Source organism: Roseovarius tibetensis (genome assembly GCF_050896375.1).
In the GTDB taxonomy this organism is placed as follows: Bacteria; Pseudomonadota; Alphaproteobacteria; order Rhodobacterales; family Rhodobacteraceae; genus Roseovarius; species Roseovarius tibetensis.
Genome location: NZ_JBPBBB010000020.1, coordinates 41572 through 66562, shown reverse-complemented (window position 1 = coordinate 66562; position 24991 = coordinate 41572). Strand labels below are relative to the sequence as shown.

The 24991-nt window shown below is 64.6% G+C and carries 25 protein-coding genes; 12 read left to right on the top strand and 13 right to left on the bottom strand.

Annotated features, from left to right (window positions below):
* Positions 1-333: 333 nt before the first annotated feature.
* The 8 genes from ACROSR_RS13415 (at position 334) to ACROSR_RS13380 (ending at position 8419) form a co-directional block, all read left to right on the top strand.
* Positions 334-1335: a TRAP transporter substrate-binding protein gene (locus ACROSR_RS13415; RefSeq protein ID WP_432685869.1), complete on the top strand. Its 1002-nt coding sequence runs from the start codon at positions 334-336 to the stop codon at positions 1333-1335.
* 110 nt (positions 1336-1445) lie between these two features.
* Complete coding sequence (locus ACROSR_RS13410; protein WP_432685867.1) at positions 1446-2123, top strand: TRAP transporter small permease; 678 nt, start codon at positions 1446-1448, stop codon at positions 2121-2123.
* Positions 2123-3499 (top strand): TRAP transporter large permease, encoded by a 1377-nt coding sequence (locus tag ACROSR_RS13405; protein ID WP_432685865.1) that lies wholly within the window; start codon positions 2123-2125, stop codon positions 3497-3499. Before ACROSR_RS13410 ends, ACROSR_RS13405 begins: the two co-directional genes overlap by 1 nt.
* A 172-nt stretch (positions 3500-3671) precedes the next feature.
* Positions 3672-4175, top strand: coding sequence for a flavin reductase family protein (locus tag ACROSR_RS13400; protein ID WP_432685863.1), 504 nt, complete (start codon positions 3672-3674; stop codon positions 4173-4175).
* Between the two features lie 101 nt (positions 4176-4276).
* Positions 4277-5149 (top strand): TIGR01459 family HAD-type hydrolase, encoded by an 873-nt coding sequence (locus tag ACROSR_RS13395; protein ID WP_432685861.1) that lies wholly within the window; start codon positions 4277-4279, stop codon positions 5147-5149.
* Between the two features lie 102 nt (positions 5150-5251).
* A complete protein-coding gene (locus tag ACROSR_RS13390; protein ID WP_432685859.1) occupies positions 5252-5695 on the top strand; it encodes a MaoC family dehydratase in 444 nt (147 codons plus the stop codon).
* 41 nt (positions 5696-5736) lie between these two features.
* On the top strand, positions 5737-6705 hold the full coding sequence (locus ACROSR_RS13385; RefSeq protein WP_432685857.1) for a glycosyltransferase family 2 protein: 969 nt from the start codon (positions 5737-5739) through the stop codon (positions 6703-6705).
* A 166-nt stretch (positions 6706-6871) separates the two neighbouring features.
* Positions 6872-8419: a DEAD/DEAH box helicase gene (locus ACROSR_RS13380; protein WP_432685855.1), complete on the top strand. Its 1548-nt coding sequence runs from the start codon at positions 6872-6874 to the stop codon at positions 8417-8419.
* A 43-nt stretch (positions 8420-8462) separates the two neighbouring features.
* On the opposite strand, the gene ACROSR_RS13375 is transcribed toward ACROSR_RS13380, so the two are convergent.
* Positions 8463-9770 carry an ATP-binding protein gene (locus ACROSR_RS13375; protein WP_432685853.1) on the bottom strand — a complete coding sequence of 436 codons (1308 nt, stop codon included), beginning with the start codon at positions 9768-9770 and terminating at the stop codon, positions 8463-8465.
* A 39-nt stretch (positions 9771-9809) separates the two neighbouring features.
* Here ACROSR_RS13375 and ACROSR_RS13370 point away from each other — a divergent pair, with 39 nt between their 5' ends.
* On the top strand, positions 9810-10721 hold the full coding sequence (locus ACROSR_RS13370) for an MBL fold metallo-hydrolase (RefSeq protein WP_432685851.1): 912 nt from the start codon (positions 9810-9812) through the stop codon (positions 10719-10721).
* A gap of 20 nt (positions 10722-10741) precedes the next feature.
* On the opposite strand, the gene ACROSR_RS13365 is transcribed toward ACROSR_RS13370, so the two are convergent.
* Positions 10742-11497 (bottom strand): lysophospholipid acyltransferase family protein, encoded by a 756-nt coding sequence (locus tag ACROSR_RS13365; RefSeq protein WP_432685849.1) that lies wholly within the window; start codon positions 11495-11497, stop codon positions 10742-10744.
* 224 nt (positions 11498-11721) lie between these two features.
* Between ACROSR_RS13365 and ACROSR_RS13360 the strand changes: the two genes are divergently transcribed.
* Positions 11722-12477: a zinc-ribbon domain-containing protein gene (locus tag ACROSR_RS13360; RefSeq protein WP_432685847.1), complete on the top strand. Its 756-nt coding sequence runs from the start codon at positions 11722-11724 to the stop codon at positions 12475-12477.
* Positions 12478-12489: 12 nt separating this feature from the next.
* Here ACROSR_RS13360 and ACROSR_RS13355 read toward each other — a convergent pair whose 3' ends face one another.
* The 4 genes from ACROSR_RS13355 to ACROSR_RS13340 all read right to left on the bottom strand — a co-directional run bounded on the left by ACROSR_RS13355 (position 12490) and on the right by ACROSR_RS13340 (position 16211).
* Complete coding sequence (locus ACROSR_RS13355; protein WP_432685845.1) at positions 12490-13407, bottom strand: ornithine cyclodeaminase family protein; 918 nt, start codon at positions 13405-13407, stop codon at positions 12490-12492.
* A 16-nt stretch (positions 13408-13423) separates the two neighbouring features.
* Entirely contained in the window at positions 13424-14392 is a 969-nt protein-coding gene (locus tag ACROSR_RS13350) for a DMT family transporter (protein ID WP_432685843.1), read from the bottom strand.
* A 128-nt stretch (positions 14393-14520) separates the two neighbouring features.
* On the bottom strand, positions 14521-15612 hold the full coding sequence (locus ACROSR_RS13345; protein WP_432685841.1) for an AbrB family transcriptional regulator: 1092 nt from the start codon (positions 15610-15612) through the stop codon (positions 14521-14523).
* A 293-nt stretch (positions 15613-15905) separates the two neighbouring features.
* Positions 15906-16211, bottom strand: a complete 306-nt coding sequence (locus ACROSR_RS13340; protein WP_432685839.1) for an H-NS histone family protein — start codon at positions 16209-16211, stop codon at positions 15906-15908.
* 247 nt (positions 16212-16458) lie between these two features.
* Between ACROSR_RS13340 and ACROSR_RS13335 the strand changes: the two genes are divergently transcribed.
* Together ACROSR_RS13335 and ACROSR_RS13330 are read left to right on the top strand one after the other, a co-directional pair.
* On the top strand, positions 16459-17349 hold the full coding sequence (locus tag ACROSR_RS13335) for a restriction endonuclease (protein WP_432685837.1): 891 nt from the start codon (positions 16459-16461) through the stop codon (positions 17347-17349).
* Positions 17350-17365: 16 nt separating this feature from the next.
* Positions 17366-17488 carry a hypothetical protein gene (locus ACROSR_RS13330; RefSeq protein WP_432685835.1) on the top strand — a complete coding sequence of 41 codons (123 nt, stop codon included), beginning with the start codon at positions 17366-17368 and terminating at the stop codon, positions 17486-17488.
* Positions 17489-17601: 113 nt separating this feature from the next.
* On the opposite strand, the gene ACROSR_RS13325 is transcribed toward ACROSR_RS13330, so the two are convergent.
* From ACROSR_RS13325 to ACROSR_RS13295, 7 genes are all read right to left on the bottom strand, one after another.
* Complete coding sequence (locus ACROSR_RS13325) at positions 17602-18051, bottom strand: YaiI/YqxD family protein (protein WP_432685833.1); 450 nt, start codon at positions 18049-18051, stop codon at positions 17602-17604.
* Between the two features lie 3 nt (positions 18052-18054).
* On the bottom strand, positions 18055-18888 hold the full coding sequence (gene fghA, locus ACROSR_RS13320; protein ID WP_432685831.1) for an S-formylglutathione hydrolase: 834 nt from the start codon (positions 18886-18888) through the stop codon (positions 18055-18057).
* Between the two features lie 30 nt (positions 18889-18918).
* Positions 18919-19851, bottom strand: a complete 933-nt coding sequence (locus ACROSR_RS13315) for an AEC family transporter (protein ID WP_432685829.1) — start codon at positions 19849-19851, stop codon at positions 18919-18921.
* A 115-nt stretch (positions 19852-19966) separates the two neighbouring features.
* Positions 19967-22108 (bottom strand): polyribonucleotide nucleotidyltransferase, encoded by a 2142-nt coding sequence (gene pnp, locus ACROSR_RS13310; RefSeq protein ID WP_432685827.1) that lies wholly within the window; start codon positions 22106-22108, stop codon positions 19967-19969.
* Positions 22109-22278: 170 nt separating this feature from the next.
* Positions 22279-22548, bottom strand: coding sequence for a 30S ribosomal protein S15 (gene rpsO / locus ACROSR_RS13305; protein WP_432685825.1), 270 nt, complete (start codon positions 22546-22548; stop codon positions 22279-22281).
* Positions 22549-22696: 148 nt separating this feature from the next.
* A complete protein-coding gene (locus ACROSR_RS13300; protein WP_432685823.1) occupies positions 22697-23800 on the bottom strand; it encodes a calcium-binding protein in 1104 nt (367 codons plus the stop codon).
* A gap of 91 nt (positions 23801-23891) precedes the next feature.
* The gene (locus ACROSR_RS13295) at positions 23892-24914 is read right to left on the bottom strand and encodes a LacI family DNA-binding transcriptional regulator (protein ID WP_432685821.1); all 1023 of its coding nucleotides are present in this window, start codon (positions 24912-24914) and stop codon (positions 23892-23894) included.
* Positions 24915-24991 lie beyond the last annotated feature (77 nt).

The window sequence follows — 24991 nt, the reverse complement described above, 5'->3', positions numbered from 1 at the left end:
GCTATCAACACCATGATTTATATACGAAATACCAAGCTCAGGACAGCGAAATCAGCGGACTACTTGGGGAATGCGGGCCTAAACTGTTTCCTTAAAAGAAATTGTATTCCCAATTTTTACATACTGTTCAAGTTTTTTCATTCGACTGTGGTTCGGGTCGTGTTCACCGGCGGCTGTCGGATCTGAACATGTGCGGTCGTGCCGCGCGGGGGCGGCGTTGCCCTGCATCTTGAACAATCCCGCCATGCGTGTCACGCTTAGGCTCCACGCGTGCCAACCATTGCCGAGCTCGGCATGGAGAGGCGTGATATGAAAAACCGGGAGGACGACACAATGAAATTCCTGACAACCGCCGTATCGGCGCTGGCGCTGAGCGTAGGGGCATCCGCCGCCATGGCCGCCTGTGACGATGGCGAGACCGTGGTCAAGTTCAGCCACGTCACCAACACCGACAAGCACCCCAAGGGCATCGCGGCGTCGCTGCTGGCCGAGCGCGTCAATGCCGAAATGGACGGCACGATGTGCATGGAGGTGTACCCCAACTCCACGCTCTACAATGACGACAAGGTGATGGAGGCGATGCTGCAGGGCGACGTGCAGCTTGCCGCGCCCAGCCTGTCGAAATTCGAGACGTTCACCAAGAAGTACCGCCTGTTCGACCTGCCTTTCCTGTTCGAGGATATCGACGCGGTCGACCGTTTCCAGGCCTCCGAGGCCGGTCAGGCACTGCTCGACACGATGCAGCGGCGCGGGCTTCAGGGCCTGGGCTACTGGCATAACGGGATGAAGCAGATGTCGGCCAACGTGCCGCTGCTGGAGCCGTCGGATGCCGAAGGTCTGAAGTTCCGCGTCCAGTCCTCGGACGTGCTGGTCGCACAGATGGAGGCGATCGGCGCCAGCCCGCAGAAGATGGCCTTCTCCGAGGTCTACGGCGCGCTGCAGCAGGGCGTCGTGGACGGGCAGGAAAACACCTGGTCCAACATCTACGGCAAGAAGTTCTTCGAGGTGCAGGACGGCATCACCGAGACCAATCACGGCATCATCGACTACATGCTGGTGACCAGCACCGACTGGCTCGACGGGCTTGACGCGGATGTGCGCGAGCAATTCATGACCATCGTCGACGAGGTGACGCAGACCCGCAACGCCGAATCGGCGCAGGTCAACCAGGAGGCCAAGCAGGCGATCATCGATGCCGGCGGCACGGTGCGCCAGCTGACGCCCGAGCAGCGCGAAATGTGGGTCGAGGCGATGAACCCCGTCTGGGAACAGTTCGAGAGCGACGTCGGGGAAGAGAACCTCGACGCGGCCGTGGCCTCGAACTCGGGGGCGTAACCCGGTGTGATGACTGCGCGTCCCGGTGACCGGGGCGCGCATCCCTGTCTGCGCGGGCACGGTTTACGCCGCCCGCGCAACGTCTCTCTGCAGCATGAGGAACCGGGACGATGCAGCACAGAACCGGGCTGATCGACCAGATCGAGGAGACGGTGATCGCCGTCCTGCTCGGGCTGATGACATTGACCACCTTCTCCAATGTGGTGGCACGCTACCTGTTCAACTCCAACATCCTCTGGGCGCTGGAGATGACGGTGTACATGTTCGGATGGCTCGTGCTGCTGGGGGCCTCCTATGCGGTCAAGAAGAACGCGCATCTGGGGGTGGACGCCATTGTCGAGCTGATGCCGCGACCCGCGCGGCGCGTGCTTGCCCTTGTGGCGATCGGTGTCTGCATCCTGTTCGCGCTGCTGCTGGTCAAGGGGTCCTACGACTACTGGGCGCCGTTTGCCGATCTGCCCCCCACCTCGGGCCGCTGGGTGCCCACCGGTTTCAACGAGAGCGCCCGCAGCATGAGCTTTTACGAAGCCCAGGACATCCCCATGGTAAACATGTTCCGCTTTCTGGAAGACTGGATCAACTACGGCGAAAGCTACGAAAAACTGCCGAAGGTGATCCCCTATATCGTGCTGCCGGTCGCATCGCTGCTGCTGCTCTTGCGCTTTTGTCAGGCCGCCCTCGCCATCTGGCGCGGTGACATTGACCGGATCGTCGCGAGCCACGAAATCGAAGACAGCGACGGCGAGGCCGGCGCCGGCCCGGACCGTGATGCCGGGGGGGCCCGCTGATGGATGTTGTGTTTCTCTTTTCGATGGTGATCGGCCTGTTGCTGATCGGGGTGCCGATCGCGATCTCGCTGGGGCTGAGTTCCACGCTGTTCCTGCTGATCTATTCGGGCAGTTCGCTGGGATCGGTCGCCGGCACGCTCTTCGAGGCGTTCGAGGGGCATTACACGCTGCTCGCGATCCCGTATTTCATTCTCGCCTCGGCCTTCATGACCACCGGGGGCGTGGCGCAGCGGATCATCCGGTTTTCCATCGCCTGCGTCGGGCACCTGCCGGGCGGCCTTGCGATTGCGGGCGTGTTCGCCTGCATGCTGTTCGCGGCGCTGTCGGGATCGTCGCCCGCAACGGTTGTCGCCATCGGCACGATCGTGATCGCCGGCATGCGACAGGTCGGCTATACCAAGGAATTCGCCGCCGGTGTCATCTGCAACGCCGGGACACTCGGCATCCTCATTCCACCGTCGATCGTGATGGTGGTCTATGCCGCATCCGTGGACGTGTCGGTCGGACGGATGTTCCTCGCGGGCGTCATTCCGGGCCTGCTGGCCGGGTTGATGCTGATGACCACGATCTACGTGATGGCCAAGCTGCGCAACCTGCCCAAGGGCGAGTGGCAGGGCTGGTCCGAGATCTGGGCGTCGGGGCGCGAGGCAGGATGGGGTCTGTTCCTCATCGTCATCATCCTCGGCGGGATCTATGGCGGCATCTTCACCCCGACCGAGGCCGCGGCGGTCGCCGCCGTCTACGCGTTCGTCATCGCCACCTTCGTCTACCGCGACATGGGGCCACTGGCCACCTCGGGCGGGGATGCCAACACGCCGCTCTGGCGCAAGCCGCATGCGCTGGTCACCGCCTTTGTCCATCCCGACACCCGCGGCACGCTGCTGCAGGCCGGCAAGCTGACGGTCACGCTGCTTTTCGTGATCGCCAACGCGCTGCTGCTGAAACACGTGCTGACCGACGAGCAGATCCCCCAGGGCATCGCCAACACCCTGCTTGCGGCGGGTCTGGGGCCGGTCATGTTCCTGGTGATGGTCAACGTGATCCTGCTGATCGGCGGACAGTTCATGGAACCTTCGGGCCTTCTTGTGATCGTCGCCCCGCTGGTCTTTCCGATCGCGATGGAGCTGGGGATCGACCCGATCCACCTTGGCATCATCATGGTGGTCAACATGGAAATCGGGATGATCACGCCGCCCGTGGGTCTCAACCTCTTTGTCACCTCGGGTGTGGCGGGCATGCCGATGATGGCGGTGGTGCGCGCGGCGCTGCCGTTCCTCGCGGTGCTTTTCGTGTTCCTCATCATGATCACCTATATCCCGTGGATCTCGACCGTGCTGCCCAACACCTTCATGGGGCCCGAGATCATCCTCGATTGACACCTGTCGCGCGCCGCGTGGGGTCCCGGCCCCTGCGCGGCGTGAAACGCCCCCGACGATTTGCTGTTTGAAAAGCGCCGGCCCGGGCGCTAAGTCGCGGTTGGTCAAGGTGTCCGTTCGCGTCACCTGCCACCACCCGACATGCCCGATCATCCCATCAGGAGACACCCGCGTGACCCAAGAGCCGACAAGCGTGGACCGTGACGCTTTCAAGGCCGCCATGCGGCTGGTGGCCTCCACCGTGACGGTCGTCACCACCGACGGGCCGGCGGGTCGGGTCGGCGCCACGGTCAGTGCCTTCACGTCATTGTCGGCCGATCCGCCTTCGGTACTGGTATGCCTGCGCTCGGACAGCCGGATCGCCCGTGCCGTCGCCGCCAATCGCGGCTTTTGCGTCAACATCCTGCCCGAGGATTGCGCGGATATCGCCCGCGCCTTTGCCGGCCCCTCGCCCGACAACCCCGCCGACCGCTTTTCCGGGCTGGACATCACCGCGGCGGCGCACGGCCCGGTCCTGCCCCGTGCAACCGCGTTCGCCTGCCTGTTGACCGAAGAAGTGGTCCACGGCAGCCACGCGATCTGCATCGGCCGCGTGATCGCGATCAGCAATGCGGGGGAAAGACCGCTTACCTATCTCAGCGGCGATTACCATATCGTGCGCCCGCAATCCGGCTGACGCCGCGGTTTCTTCTTGGCAAAAATACCCGAATCGCATGGCTGGCCAAACCGCGCCCCGCCTGCCATATCGCCGCGCACAACAACCACGGAGACAACACCATGACCCGCCTCATTACCGCCCTCGGCGACATTTCAGACAGCTACGACGCGCTGTTCGTCGATCTCTGGGGCTGCGTCCATGACGGAGAGCGGGCCCTGCCCGAGGCCGTGGCGGCGTTGCGGGCGTATCGCGCAAAGGGCGGCGCGGTGGTGCTGGTCACCAACTCGCCCCGCGCGCGCCACGGGATAGAGGCACAACTGGCCGAATTCGGCGTTCCGCAAGACGCGTGGGACACCATCGCCACATCCGGCGACAGCGCGCGCGCGGCCATGTTTCGCGGCGTGGTGGGAACAAAGGTCTGGTTCATCGGCCAGCCCTTCGACACCCGCTTTTTTGATCCGATGGAGGTGATCGAAGACCCGGTCGCCATCACATGCGTGCCGCTGGACGAGGCCGAGGGCATCGTTTGCGTCGGCCCGTTCGACCCGATGGCGGATCCGTACGACCTGCGCCCGCAATTCCTGCAGGCCAAGCAGAAGGGTCTGAAACTGCTTTGCGCCAATCCCGATATCGTCGTGGATCGCGGCGAGACGCGCGAATGGTGCGCCGGGGCTCTGGCCCGGCTTTACACCGACATGGGCGGGGACAGCCTGTATTTCGGCAAGCCGCACCCGCCAATCTACGATCTCGCACGGCGACGTCTGGCCGCGATCGGCCGGGATGCGGATACGCACCGGATACTTGCCATCGGCGACGGGGTGCATACCGACATCCAGGGCGCCATGGGCGAGGATATCGATTCGCTGTTCATCAGCGGCGGGCTGGCCGCCGACGAGACCAGGACCGTGCATCAGCCCGACGAGGACGCCCTGCGCGCCTATCTCGACAAGGAGCAATCCGCGCCCACCTACAGCATCGGTCACCTGCGCTGACAAAAATTTCTTGATTTTTCTGCATCCGCAAAGTAACAAAATTCCAATGCAGGCCAAAAAAGCGCCGCAATATTACAACGCCACGCCATATGGAGGGTGAAAATGTTGGATAACATGCCGCGCGGGACGATCTGCATCGAGGATATCGAGATGGGCATGACCCGTCACCTGCGAAAGGTCGTGACCGACCGCGACATAGAGATGTTCGCCGAGGTCTCTACCGACCACAATCCCGTCCATCTCGACGAGGAATACGCGCAGGACACAATCTTCGAGGGACGCATCGCACATGGCATGCTGACCGCGGGGCTGATCTCGGCCGTGATCGGCGAGCAACTTCCGGGGCATGGCACGGTCTACATGGGCCAGACGTTGAAATTTCTCGGCCCCGTGCGCCCCGGCGACATGGTCCATGCCGAGGTCGAGGTCGTGGGCATAGATCACGGCAAGCGCCGGGTACAGCTCGACTGCCGGTGCCTTGTCGAGGGCAAGAAAGTCCTGATCGGCGAGGCCACGGTGCTCGCCCCGTCGCGCAAGTTCGACTGAGGGATCTTGCGCGCGCGGCGGACGGGCCGCATCCTGCGCGCATGAGCCGAACACCCACCTGGGGCATTGTCGCCACCATCAAGGCGCCCACGCGCGAAATCCTCGATTTCGCGGCGCACCACCTCGATCTGGGGGCGCATCGTGTCTACATATATCTGGACGCGCCCGACGCGGCGGCACAGGGTGCCCTGCGCGCGCATCCGAAATGCCGCGTGATCCTGTGCGACACGGCCTATTGGGCACGCCGCCGCCGCAGGGGACGGCCGGAGCAGCATCAACCACGGCAAAGCCTCAACGCCACGCATTGCCTTGATCGCCGCCCGCAGGTCGACTGGCTGGCGCATGTCGATGTGGACGAGTTTCTCTGGCCCGCCACATCGCTCCGCGGTCAACTGGCCGCGCTACCCTCCGACACCGTCAGCGCCCGCGTGCGCCCGATCGAGGCGCTGGCCCCCGACCCCGCGGACCCGCCGCCACCGGGCGCGCAATGGTTCAAGTCCTGCGCACGGTTGCAAACGCGCCGCCGCGACGAGACCGATGCGATCTATCCTGAATTCGGACCGCATCTGAATGGCGGCTTTGTCAGCCATGTCGCCGGCAAGGTCTTCGTCCGCACCGGGCTGGACGGGCTGAGCCTGCGCATCCACAACGCCTTCGTGCACGGGGTCAAGGATGACACGCCCGCGACCCTGCCTGACACGTGGCTATGTCATTTTCATGCCGCGACATGGGATCACTGGCGCATGTCCTACCGCTTTCGGCTGCGGCACGGGTCCTACCGGGCCGGTCTGAAACCCGCGCCGCTGTCGGGTGACCGCGGGCTGAGCATGCACGCGGTCCTGAAAGGGCTCGAACAACAGGGTGGCGACGCCGCGCTGCGGCGGTTCTACACGGAGGTGTGCACCGCCACGCCCGAATTGCGCGCCCGGCTGTCGGCGCATGGACGCTTGCATGCCATCACCCTCGACCTCGACGCCAAACGCGCCCGGCACTTTCCCGATCTCGCTTGAAGCCAGGCGCCTCGTGACGGCCCGGACGCCACATTGCATTGACCCCCCGCCGCGCATCGGTTAACACATTGGCGCGGGTCATCCATGTGAAGAACCACAGGCCCAAGAGGGGTCCGACCCGACGACAGACGACGGGCCGGATAGTGTCCGTAAAAAACGGATACGCATGACCAAGTTTTCAGATCTCAATCTCAATCCCAAGGTTCTCAAGGCCGTCGAAGAGGCGGGCTACGAGACCCCCACACCGATCCAGGCGGCTGCAATTCCGGCCGCACTGGCCGGGCGCGACGTGTTGGGGATCGCCCAGACCGGCACCGGCAAGACCGCCGGGTTCACGCTGCCGATGCTGTCGATGCTGGCCCGCGGGCGGGCCCGCGCGCGGATGCCGCGCAGCCTTGTACTGTGCCCCACGCGCGAGCTTGCAGCGCAGGTGGCGGAGAATTTCGACACCTATTCCAAGTATCTGAAGTTGACAAAGGCGCTGCTGATCGGCGGCGTCAGCTTCAAGGAGCAGGACAAGCTGATCGACAAGGGTGTCGATGTTCTGATCGCAACGCCGGGTCGCCTGCTGGACCATTTCGAACGCGGCAAGCTGCTGTTGACCGGCGTTCAGATCATGGTCGTCGACGAGGCCGACCGCATGCTCGACATGGGGTTCATCCCCGATATCGAGCGGATCTTCTCGCTCACGCCCTTCACCCGGCAGACGCTGTTCTTCTCGGCGACGATGGCCCCCGAGATCGAGCGAATCACCAATACCTTCCTGTCGGCCCCCGAACGTGTCGAGATGGCGCGACAGGCCACCGCGTCAGAGACGATCGAGCAGGGCGTGGTGATGTGCAAACCATCGCGCCGGGACCGCGCCGACAGCGAAAAGCGAAACCTGCTGCGGGCGATGATCGACCGCGAGGGCGACGCGCTGACCAACGCGATCATCTTCTGCAATCGCAAGATCGACGTGGATGCCGTCGCCAAGTCACTGAAGAAATACGGCTATGATGCCGCCCCGATCCATGGCGATCTCGAACAGAGCCAGCGCACACGCACGCTGGACGGGTTCCGCAACGGCGACCTGAAGTTCCTCGTGGCCTCGGACGTGGCGGCGCGCGGCCTCGACGTGCCGGCGGTCAGCCATGTGTTCAACTTCGATGTGCCGGGACATCCCGAGGATTACGTCCACCGCATCGGGCGCACGGGGCGCGCAGGGCTGGACGGCAAGGCGCTGATGATCTGCAACCCGAAGGATGAAAAGAACTTCGACGCGATCGAGGCCCTGCTGCAAAAGGACATACCGCGGCTGGAAAACCCGATCACCCCGAGCACCACGGCAGAGCCCGAGCGCGACGAGGCCGTCGCCGGTTCGCCCGAGACCACGCCAGCCAGCAAGACCCGCAGCCGCCGGGTCAGCCGCAAGAAAACCGCGCCCGCCAAGGACACCCCCGCACCCGCGGAGGCACAGGATACGGGGCAGGCGACGGCTGTCGAGACACCCGAGAGCACGCCCGCGCCGGTCGCAGAAGCGGCCCCAACGCCCGAAGCGGCGCCCGAACCTGCGGCCGACCCTGCCCCCACCGCGCGCGCGCCGCGCCGACGCGGATCAGGGCGTGGCACCGCGGGCGGGTCGTCCTCCGATCACGGCGGCAAGACCGTTGGGATGGGCGACCACATGCCCAGTTTCATCGCGCTCAGCTTCGAGGAACGGCGCGCAAGCTGAGCTTGCGCGTCAGCGCCCGCGCGCGGCTTGGCGGCGTGCGGCGTCACCGCGCGATCACGATATCCGCGCACAATCCGCCCAGCCGGTCACTTTCCCCCAGACGCAGCGTGCCGCCATGTGCGCGCGCCACGTCTATGACGATCGACAGGCCCAGCCCGACCCCGGTGCTGCGGTTCTGGTTTCGCGCCGGTTCCAACCGGGTGAACGGTTTTACGGCCTCGCCGCGATCCTCTGCCGGGATGCCCGGCCCGTCATCCTCGACCCGGATGCGCAGTGATCGGTCGGTCAGCGTGACCGACACCTCGGCGCGCGTGCCGTAACGCACGGCATTGTTGATGAGGTTTTCCAGCGCTCGCCGCATGGCTAGCGCCCGCAGGCTGATCCCTCCCTCGCCCGTCGCCTCGTGCAGCAGGACGGCCACCCGCGCGCGCTGCATGTCCGTCACCACCTGACGGACCAGCGCGATCGGATCCAGCCGCTCGACCGTGCCCTCCTGTGCGCCATGCGCGAAGTCGAGAAAGCCGTCGAGCAGCCGCTCCATGTCCTCGACATCGTGGCGCATGGGTTCGGCGTCCGCCTCGTCGAGCATGGCCAGCGACAGCCGCAGACGCGTCAGCGGGGTGCGCATGTCATGGCTGACCCCCGACAGCATCAGGGTGCGCTGTTCGATCTGCCGCTCGATGCGGGCGCGCATGTCGACAAACGCATTGCCCGCCGCGCGCACCTCTGTCGCGCCGGAGGGGCGATAAGGGATATGCCGACCCCGGCCGAACGCCTCGGCGGCTTCGGCAAGCCGCGTGATCGGGCGCAACTGGTTGCGCAGGTACAAGAACGAAACAATGGTCATCAACGCCCCGAACACGACCATGTTGACCAAAAGCTGGTGCGGCTGCTGTGCCGACACCCGGCGGCGGTCGAAGGCCAGTTCGAGCGTTCCGTCGGGGCGCCGGAAATACAACTCCACCATATTGTTATCCCGCAGGGCAACGCGTACAAGATCGGGGAAGGCCGTCTTCAACTCGCGGATCACCACGATTCCCGAGAAATCGTACCAGCGACGCATATCCCGTGGCGGAACCGCGGCGCGCTGGCGGTCCTGAACACGGATTGCAAGCGTGTCCGCGACCCAGCCGTTTCCGACCATCCCGTCCAGGCTGTCGTGCTCGTGCAGGACAGCGCGAACCTCGCGGGCGACGGTGCGGGTCATCTGTTCGGTGACCCCCTCGAAATGGCGCTGGATGAAGACGACCGAGACCACCAGCAACAGGGTGATCACCGGCAGAAGCAGGATAAGCGCCGACCGGCCATACAGACCGCGCGGCATATAGGGTTTGAGCCAGCGAAAAGACATGGCACAACCTACGCAGATGAGACGAGGGAGGAAAGGGCCATGCGGCTCGATCAAGGGGACGCGCCGCCCGTCGGCGTGGCGCAACAGATGGGCGGTGCGCTGCGATGTCTGCTGGCCCCGAACCCGTCGGCCATGACGTTTCGCGGCACCAATACCTATCTGCTTGGAACGCGCCGACTGGCTGTGATCGATCCGGGACCGGACGACCCCGCCCATCTTGACGCGATCATGAACGCACTGCACCCCGGTCAGGCCATCAGCCATATCTTCGTCACGCATGCACATCTGGACCACTCGCCGCTGGCCGCGCGGCTTTCAGAGATGACCGGCGCGCCCGTACTGGCCCATGGCGATGCCCGCGCGGGCCGCAGCGCGATCATGCAGACCCTGGCCGAGCGCGGCCTCGTCGCTGGTGGCGAGGGTGTCGATCACAGCTTCGTACCCGAGCGACGGCTGGCCGACGGTGAAACCGTCGAGGGCGATGGCTGGCGGATCACCGCCTACTGGACGCCGGGCCATTTCGGCAATCACATGTGTTTCGCGTCGGGCGACACCGTGCTGTCGGGCGATCTGGCAATGGGCTGGGCCAGCACTGTCGTATCGCCGCCCGATGGCGACCTGACGCAGTACATGGCGTCTTGCGCGCGGCTGCGCGGCCTGGGGGCGTCGCGGCTGTTGCCGGGGCACGGGGCCGAGATCAAGGACCCGGATGCGCGGCTGGTCTGGCTGATGGCCAACCGGCGGGCGCGCGAGGCGGCGATCATGGCGGCGCTTGCGGACGGTCCGGCGACGGCGTCAATCCTTGCGGAACGGATCTACACCGATACGCCCGCCAAGCTGATCCCGGCCGCCACGCGCAACGTTCTGGCGCATCTCATCGACCTGACCCAGAAATCGCGGGTGCGGCCCGATGGCGACATCCACCCAGAGGCCAGTTTTCGCAGCCTTTGACATGGCCGATCCACGCACGATCAGGGTTTGGCTACCGGGTGCGGGGCGTCTGACGCACCCCCGGCCTCGCGCAACAGCGCGTCCGAGGCGCTCTCGACCTCGTGTTCCAGCCGCGCCATGAACGTGTCGCGGTCCAGCCCCGCCTTGATCCTCGGCAGGAACTCGACCACCGCGCATCCCGGCTTGCGCAGGATGCCCTTGCGCGGCCAGAACACACCGACATTGGTGGCCACCGGCACGCAGTCCTGCCCCATATCCCGGTAGAGCACACCCGATCCCACCTTGTAGGGGGCCTTGACCCCCGGCGCGATCCGGGTGCCCTGCGGATAGATGATCAACTGCCCCGGCGCCTGCCGCCCCTTGGCGACATCCGTCACCATCTGCCGGATGGCCTGGCTGCGCTTGCCGCGATCGACGGGCACGCAGCCGATGCGCAGCGCATACTGCCCGATGACCGGCGCATACATGAGCTCGCGCTTCATGATGAACTTCCCGGCCGGAACGCTGCCGAAGATCAGGATGATGTCGAGAAAGCTTTGATGCTTGGCGACGATCAGGACCTCGTCGGTGGGCGGTGTGCCGCGCACCTCCGTGCGCAGACCGACCATCCAGGACGCGCTCCAGCGGACCCACCGGCACCAGGCATGGCACGCGGCCAGTGCGCCGGCCCGGCTCCACAGCGCCCAGGGCAGGAACACCAGCCCCACGACCGCCATCATGGCGTAGATGTTGAGCACGAAGATCAGCGACCGAAGCCATTGCAGCGCGTGCCTCATGCTGTGTCCCTTTCGCGTTTGGCGCATGGCCCGGCCCACGCGGACCGGCTTGGGGGCGCGGTTGCACCCCTCGTCTTTCCTTTCATGCCCCAGCGACCAGGCATGTGCAATCGCCGTGGATGTGATCGGCTTTGCTCTTTTCCAAGGCGGCAGAAGCGCTTATGCTGCCATCCAAGACCAGCGGGGCAACAAGCGGCCCCGGATCACCAGCGACAGGGGATGCCATGCGGTTGACTTGCCCGAATTGCGGGGCGCAGTACGAGGTCCCCGCGGCGGCGATCCCCGCCGCAGGGCGCACTGTCCAATGCTCGGCCTGTGGCGAGGCGTGGGAGCAACGCCCCACCGACCCGGCGCCCCAACCGAAAGCGCCCCCCCCGCAAGAGACCGCGCCGCCGGGGACAAGGCCGGACCGGGACACGCCGCCCACCAGGACGGCGCAGGCCCCCGAAGATCACGATGACGCGACAGACCCCGACACGGACGGCACGCCGCCCCCGGCGACCGACCCCGCGCAGCGCCGCCTCGACCCCGAGGTGGCCGATATCCTGCGCGCAGAAGCGGCGCGCGAGCGTGCGGTGCGCGCTGCAGAGGCGACCGGCAGCGTCGGCCCGCATGGCGATCTCGCGCAACCGCAGGCTGCGGCACCCACACCACGCGCCGAGGCCGGACCCGCGCCACGGTCCGACCCGATGCCAGATACGGACGAAATCAGGTCCTCGCTGACCCTGACACGCAAGGGCGGCAGCACCGGCCCCACCGATCCACGGCAGTCGCGGGGCGGCGGGTTTCGTGTCGGGATCTGGGTCGCGGTGATCGCGTTTGCATTGGCCACGGGCGCCTATCTTGCGGCGCCGGACATCGTCGATCTGGCCCCCGCCACGGAGGGCCCGGTCACGCGCTACGTCACGGCAATAGACGAGGCGCGGCGGGGATTGGACGCCCTCATCAACAGGGTCGTGGCGCAACTTGGCCAGATCTGACGCTGCGCCGGATCACACCCGGCCGCGCCACGCGTCCAGGATGTAGCGGCTGGTCATCAGGTCCAGATGCGCGCCGCCGCCATTCTTGAACAACGTGATCTCGTCATCGGTTCGGCGCTGGAACCCGTCCGGATCGTAATAATCCGCCACGAGGTCGTCGCGCGCGATCGTCCCGGCCTCGAGCGGGATCTTTATCTCGCCAATATGACCGATCGTCGTGTCGAAGCTGTCCACGAAGATCCGCGCGCGTCGCAGCGCGGTGTCGTCGGCCTCGCGCATGTCGGGGCGGTAGGCCCCGATGAGATCAACATGCTGGCCGGGGCGCAACCAGTCACCCTCGATCAGCGGATCGGTCGACATGGTCGCACAGGTCACGATATCGGCGTCACGCACGGCGGCCTCGAGATCGTCGGCGACGCGCAGGCCCGGACATTCGGCCGCCATGTCATCGGCTTTGGCGCGGGTGCGATTCCAGACCCTGAAGCGGGCGGCGGGAAAGGCCGTGCGGTAAGCCTCCCACAAGGATCGGCCGACGGTGCCGGCCCCCACGATCAGGATGGTCTCGCTGTCGGGCCGCGCCAGCCGCGTCGCGGCATACAGGCTGTCGCCCGCGGTCTTCCACTTGGTCACCAGGTGGAAATCCACCAGTGCCGCCAGCGTGCCGTCGGCGTCGTCGTACAGGTTGACCGCGCCATTGATCATCGGGGCACCCGCGTCGGGATTGCCCGGAAAGATCGTGGCGCTCTTGACCGCGATCCCCATCCCGTCGATCCAGGCCGCCCGGTTGAGCAGCGTGTCAGAACCGCGATACAGAAAGGTATCGGCGATTTCGGCGCGCGGCAGGCCGTGGCCGGCCTGCAAGGCCGCGCACAGGTCCAGCCAGTCGAGATTGGCCTCGCCCTCGTGAAATGGGATGATCGTCAGGCTCATGCGAAACCTCCTTGCGTCAGCGGCGATACCGTGTCGTCTTGGGTGTCAGCCTGGCATCGGTGACCGACTCGCGCCAGACCAGATACAGCCCCGACCCGACGATCAGCGCGATCCCGATCCAGGCGGTCGCGTCGGGCCAGGTGCCAAAGATCGTCACCCCCCACATGATCGCCAGCGGCATGGCGACATATTCGAACGGGGCGGCGAAGGCGGCCTCGGACAACCGGTAGGCCTGGGAAATGAACAGCCCGCCCAGCATGCCCGAGATCCCCAGAAGCAGCAGGATGGGATAATCGCCCACCGGCGGCCAGGACCATGCGCGGAACAGGAATTCCAGCGACGGATCCCCCGACCCGGCAAAACGCCCGTCGCCCAGCCCCAGCCCGATCACGGTGCTGGCAATCAGGAACGTCACCTGGATGTAGAACGCCATGGTGGGCGCGCTTTCCGTGCCGCCGATCTTGCGCGTCAGCATATGCAGCGAGGCATAAAGAAAGGCCGCGGCGATCGGCAAAAGCGAGGCGAGCTGGAACGCCGCCGTCCCCGGTTTGACGATCACCATCACACCCGCGAACCCCACGGCGATGGCCAGCCAGCGGCGCGGGCCCACCGTCTCGCGCAGAAAGATCACCGAGAACACCGTGATCACCAGTGGCGAGACAAAGAAGATCGCCGTCGCATCGGCAATGGGCAGCGCCGCCAGCCCCAGAAACAGGCACATGTTCGCGCTGACCACGCACAGCCCGCGCACCAGATGCACCAGCGGTCGCCCCGTGCGCAAGACGCGCAAGCCACCCGCCAGCGGCATCACGAGACACGAAAACGCCGTCAGGGCGACCAGCGCGCGGATGAACACGATCTGGTGCAACGCGTAGGCATCCGACAGGAACTTGATCCCCACGTCGTTGACCGAAAAGCACAGCACCGCCGCCACCGCGTAGGCGGCACCGATCAGGTTCGTGCGCTGAACGGTCGCGAGGGTCATGAGGCTCCGGGTTGCTGTTTGCCTCGGCTACATGAGCGGACACCCCGCGTATTGTAAACCCCCCGGTGGATCGCCGCAGGGCACGGATGCGGTCCGGCGTGATGGCGGGCCACGGCGCCCCTGCCCGCTCATCTCTTCCGGGGACTGACATGCGGGTGCAATCCCCAATGTGTCGCAAGCCTTGCGGTGGTGCCGATGATCAGCGGCGCGGTCGGCAGGATGATGAATATCCGCACAAGATGAAATCCCGTCACGACCGAAATCCCGTCCTGCAGGATCTTCGCGGTCAGCGCCATCTCGGTCACGCTGCCGGGGGCCGTTGCCAGAATCATGACTGTCCACGGCTGCCCCGACATCCACGCCAGCCCAAGCCCCATCGCCACGCAAAGCGCCATAAGGACAAGCGAGGACACCACCGCGCCGGGGATGAAGGCACCCGCCTCGCGGATCAGTTTCCGGTCGAACACGGCCCCCAGCCAGACACCCAGAAAGATCTGCGCCACGACCAGAACCGGATACGGATACGCCGTGACCGGAAAGCTGAACGCCGCGCCAAGGGCCGCGCCCCCCAGCGATCCGACAAAGAATGGATTGCCAAGGCCGACCGCACGGGCGATCAGCGCCCCAAGCACGGCGAACCCGCCCAGCATGACGGCCCCGCCCACGGTCCATGGGATCGCGCGCAGCACCGCGATCGGGTCCTGGATACCGTCGGCGAGCGCGACGAGCGCCGGGGGAATGAAGACCACCAGCATCATGATCCGCAATGTCTGGGCAAAGATCACCGGACCCGGTGACACGCCATGCAGGTTGGCGAGGTTCGCGCTCTCGACCGGGCCCATCGGGACCGATGACAAAGTCGCGGTGATCACGTCCACCCTCGCGATCCGCATCAGCAGCGCCGCGACGGCAAAGCCGGCGACAACCGTCAGGACCGCGGCGCCGACCATCGGAACAAAAAGTTTCGCCAGCGCGGCGACGGCCGCCGGCGTGAAGGACAGCCCGACCGACGATGCGATGATGATCTGACCGATGGGACGTGTGATCGCCGGGACATGGACCGGCAGGTCCGACAGGCGCACCACGGTCGCAAAGACCATGGCCCCGATCATCCACGGCAGCGGCAGGTTCATCCAGTTGCCGATGGCGCCGAAGGCCAGGGCGCCGGTATAGATCAGCGCGACATGCCACCAGGCCATGGGGTTCCGAAGGCGGTTCATTGTCGGTCCTGCCGCGGCGCGTGCCGGCGACCGGGGGCGGTGCCGATGCGGGCCTTTGCGGTCCTTTCCTGCGGGTGCGGCACGCCCGGACCGAGAACCCGGAACCACCGCGACGGTTGTAAGACGCGTGCCACCGCCCCGCGTGCGCGGTACGGGGTGACAGCCCGTGTTCAGGGCGCGTCACGGGGCCGTGATCTGCGTCGCCGACACCATGCACCCTGACCGCGGGCTGTACAACCGCTGCGCGACGGGTCGGGATGCGGAACTGTGCGTAGTCCCACGTCCCGCCGGTCTCAGATCCTGAGATCGTCCTTGGTCATCCCCGCCTCGATCGCGTCGATGAACCATTTAGGTTTACGCCCCATTCCGGTCCAGGTCAGCGTCGGATTTTCCGGGTGGCGATACCGTGGCAGGCGCTTGGTGTTTCCGGTCTTGGACGCGCCGACTATGGCTTCCAGCGAAAATCCCAATTCCCGTGCCTGCGCCTCAAGCTTTTCGCGGGCCTCGGCCAATTGCCGCGCCTCGTAGGTCTCGATCGCCTTGTCCACGTCCTTGCGAAGCTTCTTTAGTTCGTCGAGCGACAGTGTTTCCAGATTCATGTGATGTTTCCAATCCGTGAGTAGTACAAATGTTATATCAACGATTTCCATAAAAAGAAAAGACGTTTCTCGCGCACAGTCTTTAGGGGGCCAATCAAGCCTGAACCGTTCTGCAACGGCGCAATGCAAGACCGAATTTTACCAAATGGAGTGCTTTGGGCCAACGACTGCAATGCGCAGGATGCGGAGACTATAAACCTAAAAACTGTAGTCGCCCTTCAACACACTTTGTAGGACAAGACCATCCATGTGTGCTTCCGCAACCGCAGGAACTGCTTGTCGTCGAAAAAACTTGCGACGCTGGCTTGGTCAGGCGAAGGTAACGCCAATACCCACCCGTCTTGGAGAATGTTGGATGATTCCCGACTATCAGTCATTGATGCGCCCAGTGCTAGAGTGCGCTCGACACGAACCACGGAAAATTTCTGACGTGGTCGAGGAGATTTCAGATCATCTAGAATTGAGCCCAGAAGAGCGTCAACGAATGCTGCCGAGCGGCGGGCAGACAAAAATCGCGAACCGCGTTCATTGGGCTCGATCCTATATGAAGCAAGCAGGGTTAGTACGAAACATCCAGCGCGGTTGGTACGAGCTAACGGATCGTGGGAGATCAGTTTTAGATGACCCTAATATTTCAGTGAACGCAAAATATCTCGCACAATTCGACGAATTTCAAGATTTCAAGTCTCGCGGCAAAGAAGACGGCGCGAAAGTCATCGCTCAAGAAGACGCCGAAACTCCTGCGAATACGCCTGACGAAAACCTGCAAACAGCACATAAGAAGCTTGAGGCTGCTCTTGCTTCCAATCTAATTGAATACGTGCGGTCAGCTTCGCCAATGTTCTTTGAGAATCTGATTGTCGATTTACTGATCGCGATGGGATACGGTGGCACCTCTGAAGACGCGGGGCGCGCGCTTGGGCAATCGGGCGACAATGGCGTCGATGGTGTGATTGACCAAGACCCGCTCGGAGTTGATCAAATTTACCTGCAGGCGAAACGGTACGGGGCAGGCAACAGCGTTGGGCCAAGTGACATACGCGACTTCTACGGCGCGTTGAGCATCAAGAGAGCAACGAAAGGCATATTTTGTAACCACTTCGCACTTCACGGGCGCGGCGGAACAGGCAGCGAATGATCTAGGTTCGCGGATTGTGCTGATCGACGGCCCGCAACTCGCCAAATTGATGATCAGCTACAATATCGGCTGCCGCGATAGGGATGTGCTCCGCATCAAGCAGATCGACGAAGGTTACTTTGCAGGCGTGGCGGACTGATAGCAGAACGCTGGCGCCTATTCGAGCCATGGTCTAATGACACCTCTTCGATGGGGGCAGTCACTGCATCTGCACTGTAATCACGACAGTCTGGTCCGCGCATTGCCTCCCTTTCACCCTTGCCCTGCCCTTCGCACCGCCCGTTCCAATGCGTCCAGAAAGCGCGAGCGGTCGGCCTTTGAAAATCCCTTGCCGCCGCCTTGGCGAAACGGATCGGCGGCGCGCAGGTCGGTCATCAGGTCTCGGGTGGCCAGCAGGTTGCCGATATTGGCCGCCGTGAACGCCTCGCCGTCATGTTTGAGGACCTCGGCCCCCGCCTCGACGCATTTCGCGGCCAGCGGGATGTCGCCGGTGATGACGACATCGCCCGGCCCCGCGCGCTCGGCGATCCACATGTCGGCCACGTCGGGGCCGTCGGGGACGATCACCGTTTCTACCAACGGGTTCTGCGACGGGCGCAGACCGCCGTTCGAGACGATGCAGATGCGCAGCCCGTGACGTGTGCCCACCCGCTCGGCCTCGGCCTTGACGGGGCAGGCATCGGCATCGACGAAAATGGTCATGCCTCAGCCGGCATAGAGCGCCTCGGCATGGAAGGCGACGTGATCCTCCATGAAGGTGGACATGAAGAAGTAGCTGTGATCGTAGCCTTTCTGCAGGCGGAACATCCCCTCTTGCCGGCGCGCGGCCATGGCCCCGGCCAGCGTTTCGGGGCGCAGCAGGTCCATGAACTGATCCGAGGTGCCGGTATCGACCAGCACCGGCCCGTCAAAGCCCCGCTCGGCCATCAGCAGACTGGAATCGTGCGCGGCCCATGTGCCCTCGTCCTGGCCGAGATAGGCCGCAAACTGCTTGCGGCCCCAGTCGCCGCCCGTGGGGTTACAAATCGGCGCAAACGCCGAGACCGAGCGGAAGCGATCCGGCAGCGACATCGCCAGCGTCAGCGCGCCATGCCCGCCCATGGAATGCCCGGTGATCGCCTGCCGGTCCATGTCGAGGGGGAAATGCTCGGCCAGGACGCCGGGCAGCTCGTCGGCGAGGTAGTCCCACATGCGAAAATGCGGCGCCCACGGCTTTTGCGTGGCGTTGACGTAGAACCCGGCGCCCTGCCCCAGATCGAAGGCGTCGTCATCGGCCACGTCCGCGCCGCGCGGGCTGGTGTCGGGAAAGACCAGCGCGATGCCCTGCTCGGCCGCCCAGCCCTGGGCACCCGCCTTGACCATGGCGTTTTCATGCGTGCAGGTCAGCCCCGACAGGTACCACAGCACCGGGACCGGGCCGTCCTGCGCCTCGGATGGCAGGAACAGGCCGAAGGTCATATCGCAGGCGCAGGCCGTCGAGGCATGCGTATGGACGCCCTGAATGCCCCCAAAGCAGGTGTTTTGCGAAACGGTTTCCATGTCGTGTTCCTTTTCTGGCGTGAGATGTGTTCAGTAGAGCCGCGCGACCCAGCCGATGACAAGCGAGACCGACACGATGGCCGTCACCGTCGAGATCAGGATCGCGGACGACACGCGCTTGGGGGCGACCCCGTAATGCTGGGCCAGCATGAAGACATTTCCGGCGACCGGCAAGCTTGCCGCCGCGATCATGACCGCCGCCGCGTATTCTGGCACATCGAAGATCACGAGCGCCGACACGGCGACCGCCGCCGGGTGCAGCACCAGCTTGCAGAATGACAGCCAGCCCGTGACCGACAGACGCTCGGCCGATTTCGAGGCCAGCGACGCGCCGATTGCGAACAGCGCACCGGGCGTCGCGGCGCCGCCCAGAATGCGCACGAAGTCATTCATCGGGTCAGGGATCGGCAGGCGCAACCCGGACCATGTCAGCCCCAGCACGATCGACACGATCATCGGGTTCCGGATCAGCCCCAGACCGACGCTGCGCAGGACCCCGAGGCTGATGCGCCCGTCGCGCGAGCCGGTGATCAGGATCACCACGAGCGACCCGAAGACGATCAGATCGACCGCCAGCACCACCATGACCCAGGCGATCGCGGCCTCGCCCATCAGCATGGCCAGCATCGGCACGCCCAGAAACCCGACATTGCCGATCACCGCGCATTGCGCCTCGATGGCGGTTTCCTGCAGACTGATCCCGCGCAAGAGCGCGACCGCGGTCGCGATCCCATAGACGACCCCTGTGGCGGCCAGATAGGCCAGAACGAAATCCCAGTTCAACACCTCGGCCAGCGTCAGGTTGGCCGAAAACCGGAACAGCATCGCCGACAGTGCGAAGTAGAAGACGAATTTCGTCAGCCAGGCGGTCGCCTCTTCCGGGAAAAAGCCGCTGCGCCCGGCCCCGTAGCCCAGACCGATAATCAGGAAGAAAGGCAGGGTCTGGAGAAAAATGCTCAGCATGGCATGTCTCGTAGCAGGTTCAGGCATGGCGTCAATCTTGGGCGACGCGGGGGATGCCGAACGAAAAAGGCCCCGACATTTCTGCCGGGGCCTTGCCGTTAAGGTTTGGCGGCGTTCAGGCGTCGCTTGTCTCGGCGCTGTCCGGCGCGATTTCCTCGCCGGTGGTCTGATCGACCATCTTCATCGCCAGCCGCACCTTGCCGCGATCGTCGAAACCCAGAAGCTTGACCTTCACGTCCTGCCCTTCCTTGAGCACGTCGGACGGATGGTTCAAGCGGCGGTTCTCGATCTGGCTGACATGCACCAGTCCGTCGCGCTTGCCAAAGAAGTTCACGAAGGCGCCGAAATCGACGATCTTGACGACCTTGCCGTCGTAGATCTTGCCCTCTTCCGGCTCGGCCACGATCGAGTGGATCATGTCGTACGCCTTCTTGATGGCCTCGCCATTGGGCGACGCGATCTTGATGACACCCTCGTCGTTGATATCGACCTTGGCGCCCGAAACCTCGACGATCTCGCGGATCACCTTGCCGCCCGACCCGATGACTTCACGGATCTTGTCGACGGGGATCTGCATGGTCTCGATGCGCGGGGCATGGACGCTGAAATCGGCTGCGCCCGACAGGGCCTTGTCCATCTCGCCAAGGATGTGCATGCGCCCGTCCTTGGCCTGGGCCAGCGCCTGTTTCATGATCTCGGGCGTGATGCCCGCGACCTTGATGTCCATCTGCAGCGAGGTGATGCCCTCGGCGGTACCGGCGACCTTGAAGTCCATGTCGCCCAGGTGATCCTCGTCGCCGAGGATATCCGACAGGATCGCGAATTCGCCATCCTCTTCCAGAACCAGACCCATGGCGACACCCGCCACGGATGTCTTTAGCGGCACGCCCGCATCCATCATCGACAGTGAGCCGCCGCAGACCGACGCCATCGAGGACGATCCGTTGGATTCGGTGATCTCGGACACCAGGCGGATGGTGTAGGGGAAATCCGTCGCCGCCGGCAGCACGGCCTGCAGCGCGCGCCACGCGAGCTTGCCGTGACCGATTTCGCGCCGACCCGGAGGCCCGACGCGCCCAGCCTCGCCCACCGAATAGGGCGGGAAGTTGTAATGCAGCATGAAGTTCTGCTTGGAGGTGCCGTGCAGCGCATCGACGAACTGTTCGTCATCGCCGGTGCCAAGCGTGGTCACGACCAGACCTTGTGTCTCGCCCCGTGTGAACAGCGCCGAGCCGTGGGTGCGCGGCAGCAGGCCGGTCTCGCACGAAATGTCGCGGATCTCGTCGAGGCGGCGCCCGTCGATGCGGTTGCCGTTCTTCACGACATCGCCGCGCAGCACGGTCGATTCGAGCTTTTTCAGCGCCGCGCCGAGATTGGAGTCTTCAAGCTGTTCTTCGGTCAGTTGCGCCTTGATCGCCTCTTTCGCGGCAGAAATCGCGTGCGTACGCTCCTGCTTGTCGCGGATCGCGAAGGCGGCGCGCATCTGGTCTTCGCCGGTGGATTTGATCGCGGCATAGAGGTCCGAATAGTCCGGCGGGGTGAAATCGAACGGCTCTTTCGCGCAGTCCTCGGCCAGATCGACGATCAGGTCGCAGACCGGCTTGATCTGCTCGTGCGCGAAGGTCACCGCGCCCAGCATCTCGTCTTCCGACAGCTCGTAGGCTTCGGATTCGACCATCATGACGGCATCTTTCGTGCCCGCGACGATCAGGTCGAGCCGCTGCGCAGGGTCATTACGCAGGTCCTGCATGTCGTCAATCTCGGGGTTGAGGACGTATTCGCCATCCACGTAGCCGACACGGCACCCGGCGATCGGCCCCATGAAGGGCGCGCCCGATATGGTCAGCGCCGCCGAGGTGGCGATCATCGCCACCATGTCGGGATCGTTGACCAGATCGTGGCTGAGCACGGTGCACATCACCAGAGTCTCGTTCTTGAAGCCGGGGACGAAAAGCGGGCGGATCGGACGGTCGATCAGGCGCGCGGTCAGCGTCTCTTTCTCCGAGGGTCGCGCCTCGCGCTTGAAGAAGCCGCCGGGCACCTTGCCGGCCGCGTAGTATTTTTCCTGATAATGAACGGTCAGCGGGAAGAAATCCATTCCCGGCTTGGGTTCCTTGGCAAAGGTCACGTTCGCCATGACCGAGGTTTCGCCCAGCGTGGCAACTACCGACCCGTCGGCCTGACGGGCGATCTTGCCGGTTTCGAGGGTGAGGGTGTCCTCCCCCCATTGCATCGATTTTTTCGTTTCTTTGAACATCACGTTTCCTAGACTGGCCTGTCCGGGCGTATCCCGTCGGGCCCATTTGCATCCGGGGCCGCATTGCCCCATGGCTTTCTTGGTGTCATCCTGCCTGCCCGGCAAAGCCAGACCGGGACGGCAATCGGATCATACGAAAACCGCGCCCGAACGGGGCGCGGTCCTTTGTCTCAGCGGCGAATACCGAGGCGCTTGATGAGGGTGCGATAGCGGCCCTCGTCCTTGCCCTTGAGGTAATCAAGCAGCTTGCGGCGCTGCGCCACCATCATCAGAAGGCCGCGGCGGCCATGATTGTCTTTCTTGTGGGTCTTGAAATGCTCGGTCAGGGTGCTGATCCGCGAGGTCAGGATCGCGACCTGCACCTCGGGCGAGCCGGTATCGCCTTCCTTGGTGGCGAATTCCTGGATCAGGCGGTGCTTTTCTTCGACTGTGATCGACATCGGATACTCCTTTAAGGTCGGCGTTATGGGCACAAGCCGGGATGTCGTCCAGCAAGGTCCGTTCTGCGCGTCATCGGGCACGGCCCGAGACACTGGGCGCGTTTAGAAGACTTTGACGGAAATTGGAAGCGCGAATCACGTGGCCGGGTCACCCGCCCGTCATCTCCGCCAGGCCACTTCGCGGCAGAAGCGAGACGTGGTCCAGCGTCAGACCCTGGGCATTGGCGATCAGCGTGATCGGTTCGCCATTCAGCAACAGGCGCTGATGGTCGGGGTTTTCGCTGTCGGGTTCCAGCGTGACCTCGGGCGCGGACGCGGCGGCATCGTCATAGACCACGAGCAGCGAATCCTCATCCGGTGCGAAGTCAAGGATTTCGGCCTGATGCTCCGCGTCGAGCCAGCCGCCGAGCATCACAGTGTCCGCGCCGGCACCGGTGGTCACTATATCATCCCGTCCGGCAAGGATCACGTCATCGCCGGCCCCCCCATTGAGGTAATCAGCCCCGTCCGTGTCCCTCAGGCCCGCGTCCTCGGGGTCGAACGCGGTACCGATCAGCGTGTCGTCGCCGAGGCCGCCGAACAGCGTATCCTGACCGTGACCGCCGCGAAGCTGGTCGTCGCCGAGGCCGCCATGCAGCGCGTCGTCGCCGTCATCCCCGTTCAGGGTGTCGTCGCCAGCCCCGCCATGTAGCGTATCGTCGCCATCACCGCCGTGCAGATGGTCCGAATCATTATGACCGAACAGCAGATCATCGCCAGAGGCGCCGCGCAGATCGTCCATGCCGTCACCGCCATGCAGCGTGTCATCACCGTCATCACCCGACAGAAGATCGTCCCCGGCCGCGCCATGCAGAAGATCGTCGCCGGACAGGCCGAGGACTGTATCGTCACCACCATATCCACCGATCTGATCCTGACCGCCCGTGCCGCGGATCAGGTCGCCCGCGCCGCTGCCACTCGACACGGTCCACTGCGCGTCGGGTTCCTGGGTGTGAGGGTCGGACGCGGCGGGGCCGTGTGCATTCGGGCCACCATCACCTTGCGGGGCGGACGCCGTCACGTCGGGCGCGGCGGATACGTCGCCGAGCACTTGGTCGAAAAGATCCGGTGCGGAGTCATTGCGGGGCTCGTCGGCCGCGTCATCCTCGGACTGCCGATCCGGCGCGGTTGCCTCGTCATCCTCGCCGCCAAGACCGACAAACGCGGCCGCACCGACCGCAGCCATGCCGAACAGACCGAATATGGATAACATCGCGACGACCCCCAAATTCCGTTATGATACAACCACGCCGGTCCAAGCCGAACAAGCGGGCATCACGATAGCGGTTAACGCGCGTGCAGGGTCAGGGGTGGCGCAGCGTGTCGCCGGGCGTGATCGTCGGCTCGAGCGTAAGGCGCACCGGGGCGGGATCCGCGTCGGCGGCGGCGCGCGCCGCGATGATCCCCGCCGCCTTGCGACCGATTTCCAGCCGGCAGGCATCCATGGTCGCCAGCCGTTTGGGCAGACCGTCCAGCAATTCGACACCGTTGAACCCGGCCAGCCCGATCTGCGCGGGGATGTCCGCACCCTGCTCGATCAGGTACAGCAAACCTCCCGCGCCGATCATGTCGTTGGAATAGTATAGAAAATCCAGATCCGGCGTCTTTTCGAGCATGGCCGCCGTCATCTCACGCCCCTTCAGCAGCGCCGAACCGCCGGAATAGAACGCGTGATCCGCCATCTCTATCCCGGCCTTGGCCAGCGCCTCTGTAAACCCTTCGAAGCGTTTGCGCGCCCGGTGGTCGAGCGGCATCTTGGTGCCCATGAACCCGATCCGGCGGTAGCCGGCGCGGATGATCGCCTGCGCCATCTGCTGGCCGGCGCGTCTGTGCGAGATCCCCACGACCGAATCGATCGGCGTGCCGTCCACATCCATGATCTCGACCACGGGGATGCCGCTGGCGCGCAGCATCGCACGGCTGGCATCGGAATGCTCCAACCCGGCGATGATCACGCCCGAAGGCCGCCATGACAGCATCTCGTAGAGAACCTTTTCCTCTTTCTCCGGGCGGTAGCCGGTGAGGCCGACGACGGGTTGCAGGCTGGTTTCCTCCAGCACCTCGCTGATGCCGGTCATTACCTCGGGAAAGACCATGTTGGCCATCGACGGGATGATCACCGCCACGAGGTTGACGCGCTGGCTGGCCAGCGCGCCGGCGATCTTGTTGGGCACGTAACCGAGACGCTTGGCAGCCTCCAGCACCCGCTGGCGCGTCCCTTCCGACACATCGCCCTTGTTGCGCAGCACCCGGCTGACGGTCATCTCGGACACGCGCGCGGCCTCGGACACGTCGCGCAGGGTCAATGGGGGTCTGTCGCGGGTCATCCGGGCATCTTCCAATCGTCACGACGGGCGGGCCGCGCAGACAGCCCCCCCCTGCCGGGCCGACATGTCGCGGCCCC